This window comes from Paenibacillus sp. EKM206P (genome assembly GCF_011066155.1).
Classification (GTDB): domain Bacteria; phylum Bacillota; class Bacilli; order Paenibacillales; family Paenibacillaceae; genus Paenibacillus; species Paenibacillus polymyxa_D.
The window spans coordinates 52,890-77,374 of the sequence record NZ_JAAMNQ010000002.1; the positions used below are offsets into that span (position 1 = coordinate 52,890).

Annotated in this window: 23 protein-coding genes; 18 read left to right on the forward strand and 5 right to left on the reverse strand. The window is 43.6% G+C overall.

Translation table 11 applies throughout. The features are described 5' to 3' along the window. Nucleotides 1-288: 288 nt before the first annotated feature. The 6 genes from G9G53_RS03950 (at nucleotide 289) to G9G53_RS03975 (ending at nucleotide 7,535) form a co-directional block, all read left to right on the forward strand. The gene (locus tag G9G53_RS03950; protein ID WP_165145448.1) at nucleotides 289-1,812 is read left to right on the forward strand and encodes a M23 family metallopeptidase; all 1,524 of its coding nucleotides are present in this window, start codon (nucleotides 289-291) and stop codon (nucleotides 1,810-1,812) included. Nucleotides 1,813-2,044: 232 nt separating this feature from the next. After that, on the forward strand, nucleotides 2,045-2,776 hold the full coding sequence (gene yycF, locus G9G53_RS03955) for a response regulator YycF (protein ID WP_025723159.1): 732 nt from the start codon (nucleotides 2,045-2,047) through the stop codon (nucleotides 2,774-2,776). A 71-nt stretch (nucleotides 2,777-2,847) separates the two neighbouring features. Beyond that, nucleotides 2,848-4,602 (forward strand): cell wall metabolism sensor histidine kinase WalK, encoded by a 1,755-nt coding sequence (gene walK, locus G9G53_RS03960; RefSeq protein WP_430627999.1) that lies wholly within the window; start codon nucleotides 2,848-2,850, stop codon nucleotides 4,600-4,602. Continuing rightward, nucleotides 4,599-5,939, forward strand: a complete 1,341-nt coding sequence (locus tag G9G53_RS03965) for a YycH family regulatory protein (RefSeq protein WP_165145450.1) — start codon at nucleotides 4,599-4,601, stop codon at nucleotides 5,937-5,939. Before walK ends, G9G53_RS03965 begins: the two co-directional genes overlap by 4 nt. An 18-nt stretch (nucleotides 5,940-5,957) precedes the next feature. Further along, nucleotides 5,958-6,722 carry a two-component system regulatory protein YycI gene (gene yycI / locus G9G53_RS03970; RefSeq protein ID WP_165145452.1) on the forward strand — a complete coding sequence of 255 codons (765 nt, stop codon included), beginning with the start codon at nucleotides 5,958-5,960 and terminating at the stop codon, nucleotides 6,720-6,722. Nucleotides 6,723-6,728: 6 nt separating this feature from the next. Then, the gene (locus G9G53_RS03975; protein ID WP_023991120.1) at nucleotides 6,729-7,535 is read left to right on the forward strand and encodes an MBL fold metallo-hydrolase; all 807 of its coding nucleotides are present in this window, start codon (nucleotides 6,729-6,731) and stop codon (nucleotides 7,533-7,535) included. On the opposite strand, the gene G9G53_RS03980 is transcribed toward G9G53_RS03975, so the two are convergent. Beyond that, nucleotides 7,504-7,710, reverse strand: a complete 207-nt coding sequence (locus tag G9G53_RS03980; protein WP_025723164.1) for a hypothetical protein — start codon at nucleotides 7,708-7,710, stop codon at nucleotides 7,504-7,506. The genes G9G53_RS03975 and G9G53_RS03980 overlap by 32 nt on opposite strands. 502 nt (nucleotides 7,711-8,212) lie before the next feature. On the opposite strand from G9G53_RS03980, the gene G9G53_RS03985 reads away from it, so the two are divergent. Then, nucleotides 8,213-9,448: a S1C family serine protease gene (locus tag G9G53_RS03985; protein WP_165145454.1), complete on the forward strand. Its 1,236-nt coding sequence runs from the start codon at nucleotides 8,213-8,215 to the stop codon at nucleotides 9,446-9,448. 86 nt (nucleotides 9,449-9,534) lie between these two features. On the opposite strand, the gene G9G53_RS03990 is transcribed toward G9G53_RS03985, so the two are convergent. Continuing rightward, nucleotides 9,535-11,256 (reverse strand): cellulase family glycosylhydrolase, encoded by a 1,722-nt coding sequence (locus G9G53_RS03990; RefSeq protein ID WP_165145456.1) that lies wholly within the window; start codon nucleotides 11,254-11,256, stop codon nucleotides 9,535-9,537. A gap of 233 nt (nucleotides 11,257-11,489) precedes the next feature. On the opposite strand from G9G53_RS03990, the gene G9G53_RS03995 reads away from it, so the two are divergent. The 4 genes from G9G53_RS03995 to G9G53_RS04010 all read left to right on the forward strand — a co-directional run bounded on the left by G9G53_RS03995 (nucleotide 11,490) and on the right by G9G53_RS04010 (nucleotide 14,072). After that, on the forward strand, nucleotides 11,490-12,254 hold the full coding sequence (locus G9G53_RS03995) for a class I SAM-dependent methyltransferase (RefSeq protein WP_165145459.1): 765 nt from the start codon (nucleotides 11,490-11,492) through the stop codon (nucleotides 12,252-12,254). 105 nt (nucleotides 12,255-12,359) lie between these two features. Continuing rightward, nucleotides 12,360-12,527 carry a CxxH/CxxC protein gene (locus tag G9G53_RS04000; RefSeq protein ID WP_007433184.1) on the forward strand — a complete coding sequence of 56 codons (168 nt, stop codon included), beginning with the start codon at nucleotides 12,360-12,362 and terminating at the stop codon, nucleotides 12,525-12,527. Between the two features lie 122 nt (nucleotides 12,528-12,649). Further along, nucleotides 12,650-13,555: an AraC family transcriptional regulator gene (locus tag G9G53_RS04005; protein ID WP_165145461.1), complete on the forward strand. Its 906-nt coding sequence runs from the start codon at nucleotides 12,650-12,652 to the stop codon at nucleotides 13,553-13,555. A 28-nt stretch (nucleotides 13,556-13,583) separates the two neighbouring features. Beyond that, nucleotides 13,584-14,072 carry a DinB family protein gene (locus G9G53_RS04010; protein ID WP_165145463.1) on the forward strand — a complete coding sequence of 163 codons (489 nt, stop codon included), beginning with the start codon at nucleotides 13,584-13,586 and terminating at the stop codon, nucleotides 14,070-14,072. An 82-nt stretch (nucleotides 14,073-14,154) separates the two neighbouring features. On the opposite strand, the gene G9G53_RS04015 is transcribed toward G9G53_RS04010, so the two are convergent. After that, nucleotides 14,155-14,499 carry a helix-turn-helix domain-containing protein gene (locus tag G9G53_RS04015; RefSeq protein ID WP_165145465.1) on the reverse strand — a complete coding sequence of 115 codons (345 nt, stop codon included), beginning with the start codon at nucleotides 14,497-14,499 and terminating at the stop codon, nucleotides 14,155-14,157. Nucleotides 14,500-14,561: 62 nt separating this feature from the next. Next, nucleotides 14,562-14,906 (reverse strand): helix-turn-helix domain-containing protein, encoded by a 345-nt coding sequence (locus G9G53_RS04020; RefSeq protein WP_069012356.1) that lies wholly within the window; start codon nucleotides 14,904-14,906, stop codon nucleotides 14,562-14,564. 165 nt (nucleotides 14,907-15,071) lie between these two features. Here G9G53_RS04020 and G9G53_RS04025 point away from each other — a divergent pair, with 165 nt between their 5' ends. From G9G53_RS04025 to G9G53_RS04035, 3 genes are all read left to right on the forward strand, one after another. Continuing rightward, complete coding sequence (locus tag G9G53_RS04025) at nucleotides 15,072-15,932, forward strand: DNA-binding protein (RefSeq protein ID WP_165145467.1); 861 nt, start codon at nucleotides 15,072-15,074, stop codon at nucleotides 15,930-15,932. Nucleotides 15,933-16,083: 151 nt separating this feature from the next. Next, a complete protein-coding gene (rlmH, locus tag G9G53_RS04030) occupies nucleotides 16,084-16,563 on the forward strand; it encodes a 23S rRNA (pseudouridine(1915)-N(3))-methyltransferase RlmH (protein ID WP_069290734.1) in 480 nt (159 codons plus the stop codon). 795 nt (nucleotides 16,564-17,358) lie between these two features. After that, nucleotides 17,359-17,598, forward strand: a complete 240-nt coding sequence (locus G9G53_RS04035; RefSeq protein ID WP_165145469.1) for a hypothetical protein — start codon at nucleotides 17,359-17,361, stop codon at nucleotides 17,596-17,598. Between the two features lie 217 nt (nucleotides 17,599-17,815). Here the strand turns inward: G9G53_RS04035 and G9G53_RS26705 are convergent, their stop codons facing one another. Further along, complete coding sequence (locus tag G9G53_RS26705; protein ID WP_274386333.1) at nucleotides 17,816-17,947, reverse strand: hypothetical protein; 132 nt, start codon at nucleotides 17,945-17,947, stop codon at nucleotides 17,816-17,818. Between the two features lie 193 nt (nucleotides 17,948-18,140). Here G9G53_RS26705 and G9G53_RS04040 point away from each other — a divergent pair, with 193 nt between their 5' ends. The 4 genes from G9G53_RS04040 (at nucleotide 18,141) to G9G53_RS04055 (ending at nucleotide 24,235) form a co-directional block, all read left to right on the forward strand. Next, on the forward strand, nucleotides 18,141-20,009 hold the full coding sequence (locus tag G9G53_RS04040) for a TaqI-like C-terminal specificity domain-containing protein (protein ID WP_165145474.1): 1,869 nt from the start codon (nucleotides 18,141-18,143) through the stop codon (nucleotides 20,007-20,009). A gap of 5 nt (nucleotides 20,010-20,014) precedes the next feature. Continuing rightward, a complete protein-coding gene (locus G9G53_RS04045; RefSeq protein WP_202984578.1) occupies nucleotides 20,015-21,100 on the forward strand; it encodes a DNA adenine methylase in 1,086 nt (361 codons plus the stop codon). Nucleotides 21,101-21,177: 77 nt separating this feature from the next. Beyond that, entirely contained in the window at nucleotides 21,178-22,917 is a 1,740-nt protein-coding gene (locus G9G53_RS04050) for an AAA family ATPase (RefSeq protein ID WP_165145478.1), read from the forward strand. Continuing rightward, nucleotides 22,904-24,235, forward strand: coding sequence for a 5-methylcytosine restriction system specificity protein McrC (locus tag G9G53_RS04055; RefSeq protein WP_165145481.1), 1,332 nt, complete (start codon nucleotides 22,904-22,906; stop codon nucleotides 24,233-24,235). Before G9G53_RS04050 ends, G9G53_RS04055 begins: the two co-directional genes overlap by 14 nt. Nucleotides 24,236-24,485: the final 250 nt, after the last annotated feature.

Genomic DNA, 24,485 nt, shown 5'->3' on the forward strand with positions numbered 1-24,485 from the left:
TCATGGGCAATGCTTATGCTCAAAATAGGATTGTAGAATCCGCGCCATGCGCGGATTTTTTTGCGTGTCAGGAAGTAATTGGGGTGTAGTTGAATTCTTTGTAAAGGCTATGTTAAAGTAAACAGTGTTGTGAAAAGGTTAAATTTTTGAAACCTTTTACGCAACTATGCAATGATAGATAGCGACTAATATCATAGATGCTTGTGAATACAGGCTAAATTCATAGTGTGAAAGACCAATAAAGAACGCATTTATATAGAGATAAGATATGCTGAAAAGGAGAGAGTCATGAAGGTTTTGAAGGAGCAGGATTCACCAGACAGCAGGAATGCAGCTTCCAACGTTGCAGACAAGTCTGCTGTAGAAACGGGGAAATTAGCAAAGTGGTGGAACGGTCGAAGAAAATGGCTGGGCTGGACGGCAGGCGGTGTGGTGATTGCAGGCAGTCTTATTTTTGCAAGTAATCAGTATGTCGGGGCTAACACAGTTCCTTATTATAAAGTGTATGTAAAGGGCGTCGAGGTCGGAAATATCTTGAATGAGCAACAACTTAAACAGCTATACGCAACGAAGAGCAAACAGTATAAGGATAAGTATCCCGGCGTGGATATGGTGCTCAATACGAACGCGGTAACGACAGATATTGAGAAGGCATATAAAGCGGATATTGACAGCGCAGCTACGCTGAAGAAGCTGGATGGTATGCTGACAGCGTATGCCAAAGGGGTAGAAGTGAAGGTCAACGGACAGACGGTTGGTATTGTAAAGGACAAAGCGACTGCACAGGCGGCTTTAAAGCAAGTACAGAAGAAGTACACACCTGTGGGTGAGGGTACATCTACAGGCATCAAGGGGCTGGTTCGCAAAACATCCGTGGGCAGCAGCCATACGAGTGCTAGTACTAAAACCCCTAAAGCATGGCTGGAGTCTGCCAGTATCCGTGAGAAAATCGCGTACGAGCCTGTGAAAGCAGACCCGAACAAGGTGCTGACGGAGACTGAGGCAGTCAAAGTGTTGACTGAGGGGCGTGAGGCTCCTATCACGTATACAGTGCAAGAAGGCGATTCTCTGTCGTCGATTGCAACTAAATTTAATATGACCGCTTGGGAGATTAAGCAGAACAATCCCGGCTCGCGTGAGCTGTACTTGCAAATTGGGGACGAATTGAAGCTTACTGCTCCAAAGGCTCCGGTTACGGTGCGAACAGTAGAGAAGGTCGTCGAACAGATTGCCATCGAGCCTGAGGTTGAGATTCGCCAGAGCGATGAACTGAAGGCAGGAGTTACTAAAGTGGTCCGACCGGGACAAGCAGGTCTTAAAGAGATGGACTATCGTTTGACCAAGGAGAACGGTGAGGTCGTGCAAGAGGAATGGCTCGGTCAAAAGGTGCTACAGCCGTCTATTACTGAGGTGGTTCTTAGAGGAACGAAGGTTGTGGGAGAAGGCTCAGGACAGTTCGCTTGGCCGGTGTCCGGGGCATCGATGTCGAGTAGCTTTGGCGCACGCTGGGGACGTATGCATGAGGGTGTGGACTTGGTCGGTAGTGCTGACATTCACGCATCAGATGAAGGCGTAGTATCATTTGCAGGTCAGCAGAATGGGTATGGAAATGTCATTATGATTGATCATGGCAACGGCTACCAAACCGTGTACGGGCATTTGAGCAGCATTGGCGTTCATGTAGGACAGGTGGTTCAGCAAGGCGAGTCGATCGGGGTCATGGGGAACACAGGACGCTCGACCGGAACGCATCTGCATTTTGAAATTCGTAAAGATAATACGCCACGCAATCCAATGACGTATTTAAGATAGGTTGGATGTTTATATCGAGAGGTACATGATTTATGAGGATCAAGGGGAAAGACCATGTTTTTCTGCATGCTTAACAGTAGGTGCAGGCATGGTTTTTTTCTGCGTAAAGAAAAGGGTCTGGAGAAGTAATGGAATGGCACACAGGTATGATAGAATAGAATAAACATCTTATAGGTACTGACAAACGAAAATTAATTATAGATTATGATCCGTGAGAAGAGGTGAACGCTGTATGCAGGGAACGATTCTGGTAGTGGATGATGAGCAGCCCATCGCTGATATTTTGAAATTTAATTTAGAAAAAGAGGGCTATCAGGTGATTTGCGCCTTCGATGGAATCAGCGCGGTGGATATTGCGGTCAAGCAGCAGCCTGATCTGATCCTGCTGGACCTGATGTTGCCGGGCATGGACGGCATGGACGTATGCCGCGAGGTGCGCGGACATCAGCTCCAGACGCCGATTATTATGCTGACCGCTAAGGACGGCGAAATCGACAAAGTGCTGGGGCTGGAGCTGGGCGCGGACGATTATGTAACAAAGCCGTTCAGCACGCGGGAATTGCTGGCACGAGTGAAGGCACAGATGCGCAGACAGCAACGCGGCGGGGCAGGCGCGTCGGAAAGCCGACCGCAGGAAGATAAGCAGGGGCTGCGTGTGGGCGACCTCTTTTTTGATACGGATATGTATACAGCTTACAAAAACGGAACACCGCTTGACCTGACGCACCGCGAATATGAGCTATTGCACTATATGGCGAAGAATGCTGGAAAGGTCATGACGCGAGAGCATTTACTCCAGGCGGTGTGGGGCTTCGAATACTACGGGGATGTGCGGACAGTGGATGTGACCATTCGGAGGTTGCGCGAGAAGATTGAGGAGAATCCGAGCAAGCCGGAGACCATCCTGACACGCCGTGGCCTTGGATATATCGTGAGCGGGGGCAAAGGTGGCCTGCGGGCATGAAATGGCTGTCTTTCTTTCGTACCATTCATGCAAAGCTGATTATTATCTATGTGCTACTGATCTTGGTGGCTATGCAGCTGATAGGGGTTTATTTTGTCAGCTCGATGAAGAACTCCCTCACGAGTAATTTTACGCAGGATTTGCAAGCACGGGCGGAGATGCTGTCCGTGCTTGCGGAGCAGGATCTGAGTGGCAGCGACGGCAAAATGGAAGAGGACAGCGTGGAAAGTCTACGTGCACGCGTGAATAATTTATTCGATTTCAGCGGCGCGGAAATTCAGGTGCTGGATGCCAGCGGGAAAGTATTAATTACTTCCCAAGGTTCACACGCCGATTATGTCGGACGCAAAAATACGCAGACAGTAGTCAGCCGCGCACTCCAAGGAATCCGAGATAACGAGGAATACATGGTGGACGAAGATAATGTCCGCAAGAAGGTCGTCGCCAAGCCCGTTATCAGCCAAGGCAAGATTGTCGGCGCGGTATACATCGCCGCTTCAATGACCGAGCTCTACGATACGATGAAACGCATTAACAATGTGTTTCTCTCAGGTATGCTCATTGCGCTCGCGTTGACGGCTGTGCTGGGCGTGGTATTGGCCCATACGATTACGCACCCGATCAAGGTAATGACACGCCATGCAACGGAGGTTGCCGAGGGCAAATTCGACCAGCAGATGCCTGTATTTGGTGAAGATGAGATCGGTAGGCTCAGCGTGGCCTTTAACTATATGACAGGCCGTCTGCGTGAGGCACTGTCCCAAAATGAAGAGGAGAAGGAGAAGCTCTCCTCCATCTTGACCAATATGAGCGACGGTGTGGTCGCTACTGATGACAATGGCCGGGTCATTCTGGTCAACCGTCGGGCCAGCGCCATGCTGGGCGTGAACGAGAACGAAATGACCGGCAGGCATATCGCGGTACTGCTGGGGATCGACCCGGAGGAAACCGAGGCCCTGTATAGCGGTTCTTCGGCCTCCACGCTCTTGCAGCTGGAGCCAGCTGGTCAGGATGAACCCATCGTCATCCGTGTGACATTCACGCCGATTCATCGGCGGGAAATTGGCATTACGGGGACGATTGCCGTGCTCCAGGACGTGACGGAGCAGGAGGAGATGGAGACGACACGGCGGGAATTCGTAGCGAATGTATCCCATGAGCTGCGCACTCCGTTGACGACCATCCGCAGCTACGCTGAAGCGCTGGATGACGGCGCGATGGCTGAACCGCAGCTCGCAGAGCGTTTTGTGGGCGTGATCCGCAACGAGACAGAGCGTATGATCCGGTTGGTTACGGATTTGCTGCATCTGTCACGGCTTGATTCCAATGAGGCGCCTTTGCGGATGCAACCTGCCGATGTGATGGAGATGCTGGACGAAGTCGCAGATCGGTTTTCTTTTCAAATGAAGCAAAAACACATTCGCTCAGGGATGTTCGTAGAGCAGGGAATCGGTAAAGTCGTGATCGACCGGGACCAAATTGAGCAGGTGCTGGACAACCTGATGTCCAATGCGCTGAAATATACGCCAGATGGCGGAAGTATTCGGATCGAAGCTCGCCGCAACAGTGAGGGAATGCTGTCCATTTCGGTACAAGACACCGGAATTGGTATTCCCAAAAAAGACTTGGACCGGATTTTTGAACGGTTTTATCGTGTAGACAAGGCGAGATCGCGCAATATGGGCGGCACGGGACTGGGACTGTCGATTGCCCGGGAAATTGTAAAGGCGCATGGGGGCCAGATTTTTCTGGAGTCGGAATACGGTCAGGGAACCTGTACGACCTTTACGCTACCCATGTCGAGTGAAGGGAGGGAAGCACAGTGAAGGAACGTTTGAAGTCCTGGACGCTTATTTTGCTGGTTGCTTCCAGCCTGGTACAGACTTATTTTTTAATTTACCGCCTTCCAGGCAGTGATTCTGTACTCACTTCAGAAACGAACTATGTCAAAACCGAAAGCATGGGGCAGGAGGAAAAGATTGAGAACCTCGTGTTTCCTGATAAAATGCTAATTCACCAAGGTGAGAAGAAGCATACCGTTTTTTATCCGGGTGTTACTTTTTACGATTTAATTTATACACGGCTGGAAAGCCGAAGCTTTAACAACTTTCAACGTCGAAGTATTCAATCGGCGGACTGGGCACAGATTCGCAGCGAAAACGAAGGCATCGAATTATCCTTTTCAGGCGGAGTCCCGGTTTCATTACTGGAGCGGGTTATGCGTCTGACGCCGGATTCGGTGTTTCAGGGAGAGACGATTAACCGCATTTGGATCTATATAGACGAAAAGAATGCCAAGCCACACGCGCTCTTTTTCAGTGCCAGAGGCGATGTGGTGTATGAGGCGAACCAGTTCGATATGACAGTAGAGGACATCCGCCAGCATGTGAATTTCGGTAAAAATGCCCCGTTGTACGAGCTGGTGAATAATCAGTACTACATTCCCGTGGATGATCTGGAAACTACGCAGCCTGTAGTGCATGCTGGATTGTTTACGACAGAGCAAATGCAGCGGAATTTGTTTTTCGATCCGGGGATTACGCGTAATATTCAGGAGAAGGACGGCTCCCAAATTTATACGGATAGCAAACGTAGTCTGCAAATCAAGCAGGAGCAACGTTGGATGAGCTATACCGATCCGAGTGCGCCAGGAGCGGGTGGAAGCAGCCCGATTAGGGATGTGCTGGCCGCAGTTGATTTTGTGAATCAGCATGGCGGTTGGGATGCTTCGTATCAGCTGAAATTGAGGAGCAGTGATGAAAATCGTACATCTGTGATGTTTCAGCAGTATTATGGTGCTTATCCAGTGCTCGACACACCATCGTTCCGCTTTGGTACGATTTCGCTGCAAATCCAGCAGGAAACGGCTTCTGTCTATGAACGTTCGTTGCTGTATCTCAAGGGAGGAGAGCAATCCTCGAAGAAGGTTATGCTGCCGGGCGGCGAGCCTTTGAAGAAGCAACTGGAGACTGTAGGCAAAGGGAAGACGATTCGGGATCTGACTCCCGTATATCAACCGGAGCTGACCAATGATGGATTGAAGCTTGCTCCTGAATGGCGCGTTTCGTTCGGTGACGGTTCTGTTGCAGAAATTCTTGCTGTTCCTGTAACGACAGCATCCAACACAACACAAACGAAGCCAGACCGGGAGACAAAGAGGTGACAGGAAGGGGGAACGGGAATGGATTGGAGCCGCGCCAAAAACGTATTGATCTGTACATTTTTGCTGCTCAATGTGGTATTGGGTTACCAATTGTGGCATGATGCGCAGGAAACGGCAGGGCCGAGTCTGGATTTTACTTCATTGGATGAAAATACGCAGCGTTTAATGGAAGAGAAAAGCATTCAGGTGCTGGCTCCGATTCCCGGCGATACCCCGCAGCTGCCTAAACTCTCTTACACATACGTTCATAGTGGAGAAAAGGATGATCGTGTGCAGCTGGTGAAGCCGGTGGACAGCAAACTGGTATTCACTCATGATGCGTTAGTTGAGGCATTGGAGCCACAAATCAAGGATATCGATAACTTTCAGTACGATCCACTGGATGTTCAGGAGGAATTGGCATCCGGACAAGCAGATGCTTTTGTTCTTCATCCGCTGGTTCAGGGCAAGTGGCCGCTATTTAATGTGAAGTTGGCTCTGTTTTACAGCAATCAGAAAATTACAGGGTATCGCAAAATTAAGGTTGAGCTCCAGCCTTCGGATGAGGCAAAGAAAATGCTGCCTGCGTCCAAAGCACTGGCAAGGCTGATCGATGGCTATTTGCCGCGTGATACGATTGTGAAGGATATCCGACTCGGTTATTACGGACAGACCTTTAACTCCGATAGTCAGGTGGCTGCCCCCGTGTGGCGGTTTATGCTGGACAACGGGAAAGGTGTGTATTATGTGCAGATGAACGGAGATGTCATTAGTCCAAAGACAGAACATATAGAAGGGTCTTGAACAGATATGGGGATTTCATTTACCGTGCTGTCGAGCGGTTCGACCGGCAACGCTACCGTTGTGCGGAACGAAGACACGACATTGCTCATCGATGCAGGTCTCAGTGCGAAGCGTATTGACGAATTGCTGAAAGAACGCGATCTGAGCGGAGAAGAGTTGGATGGTATTTTGGTCACGCATGAGCATTCCGATCATGTTAAAGGACTAGGCGCCATGGCGCGTAAATATAATTTACCTATATATGCTAACGAGAAGACATGGTTTGCCATCAGCAATGCTGTTGGGCAAATTGCAGACGATAACCGTAGAATATTGGAGACAGGCGCAACACGAGAATTTGAGTCATTACGCGTGGAGTCTTTTGGTATATCCCATGATGCGGCCGAGCCTGTAGGATATAGCTTTTATGATGGGGCGGAGAAGCTGAGTGTAGCGACCGATCTTGGCTATGTCAGCGACAAAGTGAAACAGGCGATATCAGATGCGGATGTATTGGTGCTGGAGTCTAATCATGATGTGGAAATGCTGCGTATGGGTCGTTATCCGTGGAACATCAAGCGCCGTATTCTCAGCGATATCGGTCATTTATCTAATGAGATGGCGGGCGCGATTCTTAGCGAGCTGCTGACAGGACGGACGAAGCGAACGTATTTGGCACATTTGAGCCGCGACCACAATATGATGGAACTTGCGAAGCTGACTGTGCGTGGGGCGATGGAAGACCGCGGCTGTTTTTACAAGGATAGTGAGTTTCGATTGTGTGATACGTACTATGATCGTCCTACACCTTGGGATAAGGTAAGTGAGCCATAAAGCTGTCCAGCTCGGCGGCTTTGCGTTCTACCTCTTCACGGGTCACTACGCCTTTGTCCACCAGTAGTTCAATCAATGTACTTAGCGCCAGTGTATTGCGGTAATGCTCGTCTTTCAAATCCGCCAGCTTGGCAGCCATGCGAACTTCATCCATAGCCGAACGATGTGAATTCATCATATATTCCTCCTAAAAAATATTTTAGAAATGGCGTGCAATGAGCTTGGTTCTGCCTGTGGTTTTGCTAAGTGCTGTGATACAATAAAGCTAACAACGGAAAGCTTTCTGAAGGAAGGCTCTCATCGAAAGTATAGGCAGCTTTAAGCGGACGGGAACAGGCCAGAACGTCTCTATGAGACGATCATTTTGTAATAGAATAGAAGACTTGTTACTATTGTAGTCCATTGGTTTGGAAATCATTCCTCTTTTTTCCTCTATTCGGAGTCAGATTCGGCGTGTATGCTAATTTATGAGATTCGGTTGCTTAGGAAGGCACCATTTGTGGTGATTAATAAGTAGGCCGGAACGATTGGTTGCTGGATTCCGATGATAAGGGATATTCAATCCATTTGAGATGTTCAACGGAGCAGGTTCTCTGTAGCATAGGTTGGCGCAAGCCCGAATAGCCCTAATTTTTTAGTGAGTGTCGGTGCATGACAACGAAGGGGAGAGGATTAGCATGGGCTTGTTTGAGGACGATTTTTATTCAACGAAGGTATCCACACGTGCGGCTAAAAAAATGGCATTTAAGGCGCGCCGTGGAGGACGGGGACGTTGGCCACACAGGAAGCGTGGAGTAAGTCCGGTGCAAGCTGCTGTCATTAGCGGTGCAGTCAGTGCAGTGATTGCCGTGCTTCTGTTCAGCTTTATTACAGGTCTGCCCTCCACTACAGCGGTAACCGGAGCCAGTCACTATCCCTTGCGGCAAGCAGCGGGTGACCCGTATGACCGGATTGTGCAGGCGGCAGCCAAAGTGCGCCCAGCCGTCGTTAGCATCGTGAATCTGAAAGATGAAGAGGGTAAAAGTACGGAACAATCTGCGCTTGGATCGGGTGTCATTTTCCGAGTGAGTTCGGGCAAAGCCTTCATTATGACGAATAACCATGTGGTCGAAGGATCAGATGATCTGGATATTGTAACGGTAGACGGTGTCAGAAAAGAGGCAAAGCTGATCGGGAAGGATCGCATTAGTGATATCGCGGTACTGGCAGTTGACGATAAAGGCATTAGCACAGTAGCGGATATCGGCGACTCCAGCAAACTTCGTCTGGGTGAAACGGTCATTGCTATTGGCAACCCGCTTGGCTTGGGAGATACGCTTACCTCCGGTATAGTAAGCTATACGAATCGCATCATTCCGATTTCCATTAATCAGGATGGGGTATATGACTGGGAGCAGCATGTCATCCAGACCGATGCGGCGATTAATGAGGGAAACAGCGGCGGCGCGCTGGTCGATCTGGACGGACGTGTGATTGGCATCAATACGATGAAAATCGCTGATACTGGTGTTGAGGGACTTGGTTTCGCTATTCCCGCCAATGAGGTAATGAAAACGGTGAATGAACTGGTTGAGGACGGCAAGATCACCCGCCCTTATCTGGGGGTATACACGGTCGATCTCAATAATGAATATGCACCGCTGGATGAAACTCAGCGCAAGGAGCTCAAGCTGCCGGACAGCGTGAAGAATGGAGCAGTCGTTCTGGAAGCCCACGGTCCTGCCAAAGAGGCTGGCTTGAAGCTGAACGATGTCATTACAACGTTTGATAGCGAACCGATTAACTCTACGCTGGATTTACGTCGCTACTTGTACGATAACAAGAAGATTGGCGATGAGCTGAAAGTTACTTTTTACCGGGCAGGCAAGGAAGAATCGGTGACGTTAAAATTAACAGATAAGCCGGAAGGCTAAGGTTTAATTTATAGGCTTAACTATAAAAGGGCGTTCACCGGCTTAGTTCCGGGAACGCCTTTTTCGGTCTTCTGCTGCGCCTTAGATTAAGATGTCGTTCCCGTTACACGGGTTCCGCTCTTAGTGATCTTGTATGTCACCACATCGCCGCTCCAGAAGTGGAACTTTAGCGTGACTTCACCATCTTTTACACTATTAAAAAATTCAGGCAATAGCTTGATCCCATTGGCATCATAGGCAGGGGAAAAGGTATTGCCAAATTCTTTATAGGGTGTCCAATCCTGTGGACCGGCGTTACCACCATTCGTATACACGGCTTCCATCGTGGCAAGCTGGCTACCACGGAAGTCTGTTGGAATGGTAAAGGCTTGAGTAGTCCCTTCGACAGCACTTAATTTTGGGGTATCATACACGACGACTCTAAAATTCCAGTCTGCCCCCTTGTTAAACTTAGCGGTAATGGCGGCATTCTCCCCATATTTACCGGAAGTGGTCAGGCTGGTGAGCAAGCTGGCTTTGAAGGTTAATATGTCTCCGCTCAGCGTATAGTCGGTGCCCTGTGTTAGTTGCTTGCTGTTAGCACTGAGTGTGTTCAGCTGATTGCCGTTCAGGTTTAAAGTAATCTTGGTATCCTGAGTAGGGGTGCCTTTCTTCAAGTGAATGAGGTCACGGTCTGCATTGGAGGAACGCCCTTTTAGGCTGGCCTTAATAACATTAAAGAGTTCAGGGTCAGACCATTTGTACGTTGTGCGATTAAAATGCTGGCCGTTATCCCAGAGTATGCCTGTTATTTTCTTCTCCTTCATGTAGTAGGTCAGGAACTCGAAGAATTTTAGCTTTTCGCCCTGTTCAATCACGCCTGTATGTTTATCGAAGCCGAGCAGGCCATATTCACCGACAATGACCGGAATCCCCTTGGCTACAAAGGTGTTATAGACGTTATCAAAGGTTTGGATGATATCGTTTTTAGTATCTTTATCAAAAGTAGTATGGCCTGCAATATTTACACTGAAAGGCCAATAACCATAATAGTGGACGGTGGCAATCAGGTTGGGATCGTTCAGCTTGGTTATCGTGTTGTACAGCTCATTGATTTTGGTCTGAGCAGGTGCGGTGTCCAAACCAGGCAGAACAAGGGGACGAGTGGCATTTTTACCGCCAGAAGCACGGACAATTTTGTGGAAGGATATATTCAGTTCCTGGAGCATCTGGTTCATTTTCGCTTCATCCGTAGTCCCTCCTTCGGAGAAACGGGGTTCGTTAATACTTTCGAACATCAGCTTGTTAGGCTGGTCTTTAAAGCGCGGGGCAATTTGTGTCCATAATGCGTTATAGCGAGCTAGCACCTCATCATGTTTGGGCTCCATACTGCTTACCCACGTCCATGAATCATGATGGACATTGATCATGACGTACAGATTGGCATCTAGTGCCCAGCGAACAACCTCTTCCACACGGTTCATGTAGGCAGACTCAACGGTATAGTTCGGTGCTGCTCCAATGTGTTTATCCCAGGTGACCGGGATGCGTATGCTTTTGTACCCTTGGGCAGCAATTTGCTGAATCAACGCCTGGGTAATGCGCGGATTGCCCCAGGCTGTCTCATCCGCGCCGACAGCATCCAGAGAATTTCCTAAATTCCATCCAGGCTGCATGGCTTCTACATACGATTGCATGCTGCTCGCAGCCGCAGCTTGTGGTGCTTGTTCGTCAGATTCGGCAGCAGCGGCGACGGATGCGAACGTAGATAACAATAGAGTGATGGCAAGCGTCAACGACAGCAATGAAACGGGTCTTCGTTTTAACATAACAGGCCCCTTTACAAAGTTATTTTTGAAAGCGCTTTCTAATAAAACACTACCATACTATTTGAATATGGAATACCTGTATAATTTATATAAAAATCATGTGTTAATTAGATATTTTAAATTTGTAAGCGTTATTATTGAAAAAATACAGAAATGAGTGTAGAATCTATGGCCCTACGTGGATTGTAGTATAGCATCGGATTTGTAAATACAAAAGAAAGAAGGAGATGAATATGAATAAGTGGGACACGGAAGAGGCCATTCGACGCTGGGATATGCATGCAGGAAACTTTACGGCCAAGTACACGGAGGAAGGGGATCGGTCTCGCGAAGTCCTGCTGAATCCGGCATTGCAAGCTTGTATGGGGCCCCTTGAGGGCAAAAAAGTGCTGGATGCCGGCTGTGGCGAAGGTTATCTAAGCCGGAAAATGGCCAGGGCGGGTGCTTGGGTAGAGGCTGTCGATTACTCGACAGAGATGCTGAGGCTAGCCAAAGAGCGAACGCCGTCAACGTTGGGAATTACATATCACCATGGCAATCTGGAAAAGCTAGAGATGTTCGGGGACCAGAGCTTTGATCTGATTGTGTCCAATATGGTCATACAGGACTTGGCTCATTATGAGCGGGCGATTGCCAAAATGCAGCGGTTATTAGTTCCAGGAGGCAGCTTTATTTTTTCTATTCTGCATCCGTGCTTTCTGACGCCTCAGAGTGGATGGGTGAAGGACGAGACAGGGAAAAAGCTGTATTGGAAAGTGGATCAATATTTCAACGAAGGCCCTTTGGAGCAAGCGATCCCTTATGATCAGGAAGAAAAGCTTTTGTACTTTCACCGTACGCTGGGCAGCTATGTACAGACCATTGTTGAGGCAGGCTTGTTGTTGGATGGGATGATCGAACCGAAGCCGTCTGCTGACATGCTGGAGAAATATCCCCATTTCCGTGAAGACCTGAACGTCAGTAATTTCCTCATTTTTAAGACCAAACGTCAGGGATAGTGGGCAAGCCCTTTCCTTTCCGCGTCAAGTGTGGTAGAACAAAAGAAGGCAGTTTTGACACACTTACAACAGGAAGAGCTTCAAACGGAAAGGGATGCAACTGGAATGTACGTGGTATGTAAAGAGCATGTGGAACTGGCAATTGATATGTTCGTCGATGAATACGAGGATGCACCGGATGTCGTCGATCTCAAGGAAACGAAATTTTCGGATTGGGACCCTCCAGTGAAGTGCAAGGAATGTGAGAACAAAGCCGAGTTTTTGGTCGTCTAAAAAACAAGCACGGGCGTTTCGGGCAGAAACGTCCTTTTTGTATACCAGGATTTATTGCAAAAACACTCATACATAGAGCTATATTTATCCCTACCACGTACTGAGACAGGAGTGAACGATGGATGGACCCTTTACTGCATTCGTTATTTCGTCCGCTTCAAGTCAATGGAAGTGATTTGTCCACGTATTATATCGAACAAAAGCCGTCTGCCGCGCTGAAAGCTTACGTGGCCTGTTATTGGGAGTCCGGTCCGGCTAATAGGGTGGTAGAGGGGAATCTAGCAGCTTCGTACGAAGAAACCATGGAGCGGGTATTACCTGACGGCTGTACGGATATTCTATTAGAATACGATCCGGTGAATAAGCGTCAGGAACTCTCGTACTGCGGGACATTTACGCAACCATTTGTGTCCGCCAGACAAGCAGGGTCCGAGACACGTATTTTTGCGGTGCGATTTTTTCCGGGCGGGGCACATTATTTTCACGGGATGCCGACTCACTTGTTTACAGGCGGTAATTATCGCTTGGAAGATCTCTGGCCCGAAAGCATCACCATCATAGGTGAGCGCATTATGGAAGCGCAGAATTTCAATGAACGGATGCGCATAATGGATAAGTATCTTAACCAGCTTCTGCTGCGCCAACGCACGAACGATTGTGACCTGATGAAAAACTTGCTGCATCGCATCTTTGTGAGCGATGGGAGTGTGGGGGTTAAGGAGCTTGCGGAGCGTGAGGCGATCAGTGAAAGGCAGATCAATCGTAAGTTTGGACAATGGATCGGAATCAGCCCGAAAAAGTTCAGTGAAGTCGTCCGCTTCCAGAGCGTTCTGCACAGCATCCAAAGCGGCGGGGGGCTGGATTGGACGGAGCTGGCATTGAAGCATAGCTTTTTCGATCAGGCGCATCTGATCCGCGATTTTCGCAGGTTTTATGGAGATTCTCCACTTACCGCGGCTAAGGATTTACGGAAGTTGTCCGATTTTTACAATACACGCCCAGAGGCTTCGGCTATACTGAAAATATGAACAAGAATGGCAAAGGAGAGATGAAAATATGAGTGGAACGCTGCAAGTTCGCGATCATTTGCTGAATGAGCTGGAGACGGGAGTACGGACGGGGGAAGCCTTGATCCGTAAAATACGCCCAGAGGATTGGGGCTTTCGCCCACAGGATAATTTCCGCTCATTGCTGGAGTTAGTACATCACTTTGTACTTATCCCAGCTTCGGACCTTGCGATCATGCAGGAGAAGTCTGAGGGTGAAGTGGGAAGCATTGAAAGCAGCCTGTCCGGGGTGGAAGATCCCGAGCGCTTGGCTGTGACTTTCAGGCAGAATTTTGAGGCTTATAAGGCTTACATTCTTTCACTCAGCGAAGACGATTATCTGAACCGTTCGACGAAAGCTTTCTATATGGAGCATGGACATTTGCAGGTTCAATGGCAGATTGAGATCTTGACCCACGTATTCCATCATCGTTCGCAGATTTATAATTATCTGAAGCAACTGGGACATGAAGTGAGCTTTTTTATGTTGTATGCTTGAGTATCTTTTATAAAACGTTTGGAGGGCACCTGTGCGGTGCTCTTTTTTTGTATTATTTAAGGCCTTTATAGGATGGCATGACTTACTTGAACGCACGTGAAACTTCTTTACTAACTCGTCTGAGAATGCCGATTTGCTCCTCATTCAATCTGCTGGTCAACGCTACAAACTCATCTATTGCCTCTTGCCGAATCGTTTCGTCTTTAGTCATATGTTCTTTGGAAAACATTAATTCACTGATAGACACGTTTAAGGCAGTTAACACTTTCTCCAAGGTATCAATCGAAAAGTTCCTTTCGCCACGCTCTACCGATCCGATATATGCATCATCTAATCCTGAAAGTTCCGCAAGTTGTTGCTGTGTTAATCCCTTAGCTTTCCGAATCGTTCTAATTCTTTCCCCAACCGAATTCCGTAATTTTGTCATATTAACCACCTCATAACAAGCTTATGGAAGATGAAGTGTAGAAGTCAGGTAGAAAAAATTGTTCAATTCTTTTTTTGTTGTAACTCGACTAAACCAACAATATTTTTAGTTATAGTAGTAAGAATTTCGAGCTCTGTTGTTTCTCTTGAATTTATGAGTAACATAAGTTCATTTATGATTTGTTTTCGATCTGTATTTTCATCGAATTGAAAAAGTTCAAAGGGTGGAACCTTTAATGCTAGAATTATTTTTTCCAACGTCTCCAATGAAATATTTCGATCTCCACGTTCTACTCCACCAATATAACTGTAATGAAGTCCTGCTGCTTCTGCCAGTTGTTCCTGTGTCCATCCTTTAGCTTTTCTTAGTTCTCGTATTCGGTTTCCGACACTTTCTGGTAAACTCATGTAATCACCTCCACTTAAGGTTAGAAGAGGAGAGAATATCGTTACAGACCATCTTATACAAAATAAATACATATAAAACTGTACTCTTAAGTACTTTTTATATTGACCTCCTTTTTCACTTTCTATACAATTGGTTCTAAATGGAAACATAAGGAGGAGCTACTCTTGAGAACTTCTATCCTGAAATCACTCAAACCGGACATCATTGTTGAAATGTTAGAGATGGCTGTGACTTTTGAAAATTGGAAGAAGGTGATGGAAACGGCAGATATTTTGTACCAATGTGTACAGCGTATCTATGAAGAACGACAGTATCATAAAGCAATGGAATTACCCATTCCGCATGTCCATTTAGAACGTCCATTGGTATATTATTTTGGGCTCAGTCACCTGATGTGTGGAATGGCTCACCAGAACCAGGGTACATATGAGCAGGCAAGGGAGTGCATCTATAAGTATGCTGAGCTGGGGTGGATGGAGGATCTAAAGGAAGAAGATAATCAGGTTGTCGAGGAGTTCAGGTTTTTAGCCAAAACTAATTTATATGCAGTAGAAATTTTGTCTGGAAATATAGAGCTTGTCGAGGAATACGTAGCCTTTTTACAGGATAATCTAGAGGAAATATTACCGGGGCTGAATACCGTATTACAGGCAGCGCTTATGTATCATTTGGATGTAGAGGATATTTTACATACGTTTGCAGAGCAGATTGATGAATTCGGGAGTTATGAAGACGCAGAGAACATATCTTACTATTATAGCTACTGCTATCACTTGGCTTTGTACTATCGGGAGTACGATAGATTACAGGATGCAGTGGGACTTACTTTGCAGGCGATGCAACTAGCCGATCAGTCGGGCAATGATGGTCAATTTAAGAAATGTACAGCATTGTTTGAATCACTGCGTGAGTCAGCGACTACGGAACAAATCAGCCAATACCGACAGATGCTAATGCAGAGTCTTGATGAATACGAAACGGATAGGCATTTCATTGTGAAGAGCGTAATGGATAATCCGCTATGACCTGAACAGGGAATAGGCTCGTAGCGGAGAGGAAATAGATAGGTAAGAGACGTTTCAGGTGCTAAAATAACTATGTTAAGGGTATCTTTTCATGTTAGGGATCGTAAATGCGATTTTACATTATTATTCGACATAGATAGGGGTATGGAATTTGTTTATTCAGCTTATAGGTGTTGGCAAGTTAAAAGAGAAGTATTTGGTCATGGGAATTCAGGAATACGCTAAACGGCTGGGCCCGTACATTAAGTTTCAAATGATCGAAGTAGCCGATGAAAAGGCTCCTGATACACTGAGCGAGGCGGAGGTTCGACAGGTCAAGGAGCGAGAGGGCGAGCGTATTCTTACTCATGTGAAAAGCGAAGCACACGTGATTGTGCTCGCCATTGACGGCAAACTGTGGAGCTCGGAAGAACTCGCAGAGGAATTGGACAAGCTCGGCACCTACGGTACAAGCCATGTTGTCTTCGTCATTGGCGGCAGTCATGGTCTCTCTGACGAAGTCCTCCGTCGCGCTCAGCAGAAGCTGAGCTTCGGAAGGATGACTTTGCCACATCAGCTGATGCGGTTGGTGCTGGTGGAACAGATTTACCGGGCGGTGAAGATTAATCGGGGTGAACCGTATCATAAGTAGGGTAAAGCAGAGAATGCAGTTAATATTGGGATCGCGTGGATTAATAAGTTGTTGTGGGTAAAGAGAAACTCATTCAAACATCCGATTTTAGTAATATTTAGGAATGAATTGAGAAAGATTGTAGTTGATGAAATATGGCGCTACAAGAGTGAGATTAATTTAACAAAGTCCCAAAAGAAGCGCTTAATGTCCGAATACGTTGATTTTACAAGGGGTTTATAGAAGAACAAGGTCTTGATGTACTAAATGTAAAAATATCATAGACAATATTTTAAATGGTATTGGAACTCTACTGAATGAACAATCCTAAAAATTAGCTTCAGATGAATTCAGGACATTTTCGCTTCTTTTGAATGCATTAAAGCAATGGGTCTCAGCTGAATCGGCTGCAATCGATAGATATTTGCTAGGAGTCACAGCTAGACAAACATGTCGAGAAGCAGTTAATAGATACCTTGTTACTGGAGAAGGACTCGGAGGACTAGCCGAATTGCATCACCCAATGGAGATGGAAGACTACCTATATTGTAGAGTAAAAAGGGTCATGATTAATTAAGCAAAAACATCAGAAGAATAGTAATGTTGTCAACGACGAGATAGGTCATATTTGGGATAAAGTTATACTGATAAAATTTAAAACAACTAAATTTTGGTTTCTACCCGATGCTTTTAAGAATTCTTTGCCTAAGTTAATAAACACATAGATCACCTTACCCTATATCATATTTCTTTGCAGCCGAGGAAAAGAGACTGCTGTTAATTCTTGAGGTTGGTCCAATACAAAGGGCATTAAGATTGAATTTATTGAATCACATAGCTAAAAGTAATAGTAGCGAGTTCTTTAAAGTCATGGTGAGTGTATTGACAAGTATGAATGGCAGATTCAAAAGATTGAGATTTAAAAATATTGAAATTGATGATTGGTCAGATGCAGATCATGCATTTGAACGTATGAGTTCTTTAATGAAGAAATTCCAGTTTAAAGAGTTTAATATTGCACTTGAAGGTATTTTAAATGGATTTTTTTTAGACTAGATGGATGATAAAATCTAAGATTCACAAAGAGAGTGTAAGAAGCTTATACTGCCTTCTCCCCCTCCTGGTGAAGTGGCTGGGGACTTTGTATTTTCCAACATATGAGTTAATCTTAGTGCTATGAAATTAATATTTCACTACTTCACAAATCACTACACGAAGAAATGTAACCTACGTGGGCGGTTTAAAGCAGAGCTAGTACTACGATAAGAGGTCTTTAATAGAAGACTTCTACGGAATGAATGTTCAGTTCCTCGACGATCTGCCACAAAGGCTTCGTCTGCTCTTGAACATATTTGACTGCTTCACATTTGAACGTCTCATTAAACCGTTGGCGTTTCTGGCTCATCTTCAGACACATCTTCATTTTGGCATGTTTATTATCGCTGCACTAATTAGAAGTGTACATTTTTGATTCTAGTTGCAGTTTACCTTTTATAAAGGTTTATAAAATGATTGTCGAAAATTTGTACAATTAAGAACGCATGTTTGTTATAATATAATTGAGTAATAATGAGTTATTTTGGAGGAGAGTAATAATTATGAGCGTAGGTGCATATAAAGATACAATAAAGCAACAATTAGGTGCCTTTTATACACCTGCGAAATTAGCAGATTATACTGCAGAGTTAATGGTTGAATATGCAGTCAGTGGCTGGGAAAATGATTGTATTTCTTATAGTGAACGGGATAAGTATCTTTATTTAATTCAAAAGCTCCTGCAATGGAAAGTATTAGACCCTGCATGTGGAGATGGTTCTTTACTAAGTAGCCTTGAGAAGGCGATATATCATAAATACGAACAGTTAATGCTTAACTCTAGGAAGTACAAGTTTACTCTTGAGAATCAGAATAATAAGATTGTTACGTATGGAATTGATATTGATAAGACTGCAGTAGCCGCGTCTAAAGAAAATTTAAAAGAGCCCTATAAGTATTCTAAGCGGTCAGCGAAAATTATACACGCTGATTTTCTTGTCCCCTTAGGTAAAGCGCAGGACCCTAATAGAGCTCATTATATGAGTACAGCTATTTTTAAAAATAAGAAGATTAATGGATTAATTGCAAATCCTCCATGGGGAGCCATTCTGAATCATTCTCGTGAAAAACTGTTGAATGACTATGGCTTTACGTTAGCTTCAGGTCAGTATGATAGCTATGAATTATTTGTTGAACGCAGCCTTGAAATAGTTGAAGAGGGTGGAATAATAGCCTTAATACTTCCAGATTCTATTTTTTTGCCTGAACATAAATCTTTAAGAAGTCTATTGCTCCAAAACACAACCATAAAATATATTGCCAGATTAGGTGAAGGGTTTTTCCCTGGTGTTTATAGGGGATGTGTTGTTCTGATACTGAGCAATAAAACAAATGAAGAGAATAACTTAATAAAGGTATTCCGCTTGAATCATTTATTAAGAGAAGAGATTTTTAGCGGAAAAATATCGCTTAAGGAAGCAGAGCAAAAGTGTGCATATACCATTGCGCAAACTAGATTTATTGCTGATAGTGAATTTAGATTTGATATTGATGTAAAGGAATCGGATTTTGAAATAGTACTAAAAATGGAAGAAGGGATTATTAACTGGGCCACTATTCTAGAAAGCGGTCGTGGAGTTGAATTGTCTAAGAAAGGAAATATTATTCAATGTTCAAGTTGTCATTTGTGGCAACCTGCGCCAAGAACGAAGATAGAGTCTGTAAAGTGTACACATTGTAAGGAAACATTTAATTATGAAAGTGCAAGAAAAGAGTGCATAGTTTCTTCAAGACCCAAGATTACAGGACACTGGGTTCCGTTTATTGTTGGGGAGGATGTTTCTAGGTATAAGGTTCAAACACGGAGATATATAAAACTTGGGTATGAAGGCATAAACTATAAGTCTCCTACAATTTTCAGCAAGAAAAAGATACTGTTTCGGAAGACAGGCATAGGTATAAATGCAGCAATAGATTCGCAAGGGTTTACAACGTCACAAACTGTTTTTCATTTCAGTCTTAAAGATGACACATACAACCAGAGCTTCATGTTGGAATACCTACTTGGAGTTTTAAATTCTCGTGTAATGCTCTATTATTACCTAAAAAAATTTGGTGAGACAGAATGGCGCTCGCATCCATATGTAACTCAAAAGACAATAACTCAGTTTCCTATTCCTTTATTGCAAGGTAACATAAGAAACCAATCTTATGCATTGGAGATTAGTAGTTTGGTCAAGGAATATAATTTAAGCAACAGTTCTGTAGTAGACATTGAAATTGATAGACTAGTTGCGGGATTATTTGGTCTATCAGTGGATGATTGTCGAAAAGTCTTACAAACTATTGAAGAGGCTCAGCAACTAAGGTTAATTAGTCAAATGAAGATAGTTAATAAAAACGAATTATATCCGAGAATTATTGCAGAATAACATCTTTGAAAGGAAAGTCGATGTACAGATATATAGGAAACAAGGCTAAACTTATTGATGTATTAATAGATGAGATTCGCAGTATCATTGGAACTACGGGGAAAGTGGCTGACCTCATGTGTGGCACTGCGACCGTATCATCTGGGTTAAAGAGTGAAGGTTATGAAGTTGTAGCGGCGGATGTTATGACATATGCATATTACCATGCTATGGTGAAGCTACTCATTAATAATCCTCCGGTTTATGGTAAATTGTTAGAAAAAGAGATTAAAATTAACGAATCAGCTGGTGATGATGGTTACCAAAAAGTAATATCTTATTTAAATAGCCTACAACCAAAGAAAGGTTATTTTTTTAGGGAGTTTTCTCCTGGGGGGGTACCTTTCAATGGAACACCATCTAGGAAATACTTTACTAGTGAAAATGCAATGAAAATTGATGCAATACGGGAAACATTGTACGAATGGGAAAATGATGAACTCCTCTCTGAAATTGAGATTGCACTTTTGAAACACGACCTAATATTAAGTGTTAATCCTATTGCAAACATATCCGGGACCTATGGTCATTTTCATTCTAAGTTTGTTGGAAAATCATTAAATCAATTCAAATTGAAGGCTCATTTTGAATACGATTTATTCTCTGAGTTCCAATCAATAAATCATACTGTATTAAAAGGGTACGCAGAGGATTTAGCAAAAGATATTGAAGTAGACCTATGTTATATTGACCCGCCATATATGAAAAGACAATATGCTGCAAATTATCATATCCTTGAAACGCTTGCCCGCGGTGATGAACCAGAAGCTGTAGGATTAAGTGGGTTACGTCCTTGGAGAGATCAATACTCTGATTTTTGTTCTAAGGTGAGGATTCGGGATTCCTTTAAAAAAATCCTTACGAATGTAAATACGAAAAACTTTTTAATTAGTTATAGTGAAGATGGTTTATTAAGTTTAGAACAACTGGTAAGCTTTTTTGAGGATTTTGGGAAGGTGCATGTAAAAGAAGTAAAGTATAAACGATTTAGAAGTAATAACAGTCCTTTAGGTCAGGAAATTAATGAATACCTTATTTGGGTGAAAAAATAAGGAAAGGAACCATGGTGAATGGTTCCTTTTTCCTCTTTTATGATAAAATATGATTATCTTAATGAGGAGGAACAACGATGTCGTTTATAGTAGATGGTATTTTTTACAAAAAAATTAACCCAGGTGATTTGTGGAATATTGAGAGACCGCCTGGAATAGTCACAGGTGGAGGGGGGCAAACTTATATAAATCTAGCTATAGATGACACCCAACTGGTTGAATTTCTCAAATATGGTCATACCACACCGAAACCTGCTGACCACAAAGGAAGAAACACAATTGAAATTGTTGCATCGACTTTAGGTAATCCAACACAAACATCAACAATAACTTTCGACCCAAGGTCTGGACGAAATGATTATACTATAGCAAATCAGCATAGAAACCGTCATCCTGCATGGACTTCTACGGCTGGGTTCCCTAGTGTTCCAACAGGGTGTAGAAGTGCTGATGATGTTAAAGGGACAGGGATAACGACAGACCTAGTAATTGTGATAATAAGGACGTTAGATGGAAAATATACAGCAGGTTACTTTAATGTTCCGTCTTTACCTAGTGATTGGAAGGCGGGTATAGGGCTTGAGAATATTTTTAGTGGGAACACTGGAATAAGATATTTTAAAAGTGAAGTACCACAAGCAATACCAATGATTATTTCGGAGGCACTTAAATCGTGGGAATATAATCCTAACGTTTTACTTTACGGACCACCGGGGACGGGCAAAACATTTGCTATGCAATGGTTGTGGGAAAATATCGATAAGCCGGTGATGGATATACTGGAGTTAGATAATTCTAACCTTAGTAATCCTTTTAAGTACGTAGGTGACCCTCTTGAATTTTTCAAAGGTAACTTAAGAAAAGAGTGGCTTACGTTTCATCAGAACTTTAGCTATGAGGACTTTATTATAGGTAAATTGCCTGTACCATCTCCTTCTGGTGGATTTTCTCTCAAACCAAAGGCCGGCATCCTCCTAGATGTTGCTTTGAGTGTTAATAAAGATTCAGGGGCATTTGATAAGGCAATTATTTTTATTGATGAGTTGAATAGGGGAAATGTTTCAAAGATCTTTGGACAATTAATAACCTTTTTAGATTCAGATAAGAGAGGCTGGGATAAACATGGTGATGAAAATCCAATGAAAATACCAGTTCCATTACCTGAACTTCAAGTGAGGGGAGATAAGACAGAGGAAGTTACTATGATTGATGGTAGTAGCCAAGAGATACCATTCCCTCATTACTTTCCATCTTCTATTTATATATTGGCAAGCATGAACTCGGTTGATAGAGCTGTTGCACCTCTTGATTCGGCTTTAGCAAGAAGATTTGAAAAGATTAATTGTGGACCAGACTATGAATATTTAGAAGAACTTTTTGCGATTGATAAAGTACAACTTGAAACCACAACATCAGCAAATTGGAATTCAAAAGACGTTGCTTACAAGCTGTTAGTTAGGGTTAATGGTTATGTTAGCAAAAATCTTGGGGAGGACTTCGAACTGGGGCAATCTTATATAACGAAGGTATCAATGGCAACCAGTGAAATCGAAGGGTTTAATTTATTGGCAAATAATTGGGAGAAAATGATATTGCCACAATTGGTTGAAAAGTTTGGTAATAGACAAGATATACTAGCAGATTTCCTTAAGATTAATGAAGCAATTGCGGAAGCTACTTTGTCACCATTCTATCCATATCGTTATAAAATCGTAGATGGGGTCGAGACAGATTCTGTTTTGAAGAAAAGCTTAAAAGAATTGGGTACTGAAGAGCTTGCCACTGTGTTGAGGTATTTGGCTGATGAGAGACACTAGAAAAAGGTTTCATTTGGTCCTAGAGGAATATGATAAAAACCCGAAATTATTAGAGTTTATTAGTGAGGTTGAAGCCGAAAAAAAACTCGCTGAGATTAATACATCTATGGTTGAATGGAAGAATAAGTTGGGACTTTCAAGTCTTCCTATTGAGATTTCTAAAATTAATAAAAGGTTTATTCAATTTTATGCTAAAGGTGTAACCGGATTTATTAGTATAGGTAATCTTAGTATAGAAATTAAACCAAAGTTTCTAGAGTCAACGGATAATGGTGATGAGTGGCGTGCTGCTCTTACCAAAGCATTAATAATAACCAATCAACAGAATATGTTCGATAAATCATTCACATCTTCAAAACAGTCGGGTTATTATTTATCAGATTTAATGGCGGAAACGTTTCTTATTTCTTTAAGGGAAGGAATCGAAAATGGATTACCAAAATCTTACGAAGAAGAAAGAGAGTTAACACAACACTTTAAGGGGAAGTATGACACAAGAAGGTTTATAAATTTTTTTACACAACCGCACTTAATTCCTTGTGTTTTCGATGAGTACACTGAGGACTATTTGATTAATCAGCTACTAAGATGGGCGGCATTAGAATTATCTAAATCCGTTGCTTCCGTAAGCTTATCAAATCAACTTGTGGAGTTGGCAAATCAAATATCCGCGAGTAACCTTATTCATTTTGATGTAACGCGAGTAAACAATCTTTACCTATCACCTCAATATAGCTATTTAGATGAAGCACTTTACATCTCAAAGCTTCTCATAATTAATAAAAGTTTGGAACATGGAGACGGTGAAAATAGGTTGAGAGGTTTTTTGTGGAACTCAGCAGTGGTGTTTGAAGAACTTATGAAACAAGTTGTGAAACGGATATGCAAGGCTAATCAGTATACTTTTACAGATAAATCTGTAACTTTTATAGATTTAGTTGAGCAAAATGGTGCACTTCCTCAAAAGCCGCAACTAAAGACATCACCTGATATCAGAGTCATGGTTGGTAATAAAACGAGGTTTCTTCTTGATGTAAAGTATAAAGTGTGGAGAAAGCAGCCTAAAAATGAGGATATTTATCAGGTAATAGCTGGAGCAAGAGTAGTGGAATGCCCAGTAGTTTCTTTATTGTACCCCTCAACTAAGCATAATGATAAGCTTCTTATATACAATATAAGAGGTAAGGGGTATCCCCTAGTGTTAGGGACTATATTTGCCGATATAAGTTTGTTAGCACATAAAAAGGGATTTGAGCAGTTGGTAAAGAGTGTAGAACAGAGCATTAATGAACTTTCAGATTGTTACTACGCCCGTTAAAGATAATAACAACTGGTAGGTGCTGAACCGCAGAGGTTTTATCAAAGTTAGGGGGCGGTATTTCATTAATGATAAACCGTTTATAGATTGTCAACAGTAAATTAGACAACTTTTCGTATTATCAGGTTAGCCAGAATGTCAGGAGTGGTTTTGGCTTAATATACTGATGTATACTTTATGGTCAGACTGGGAACAAAAAAACCGTCGATCATTTTCGGATTAACGGTTTCAAAAATTCAATTTTCCCATG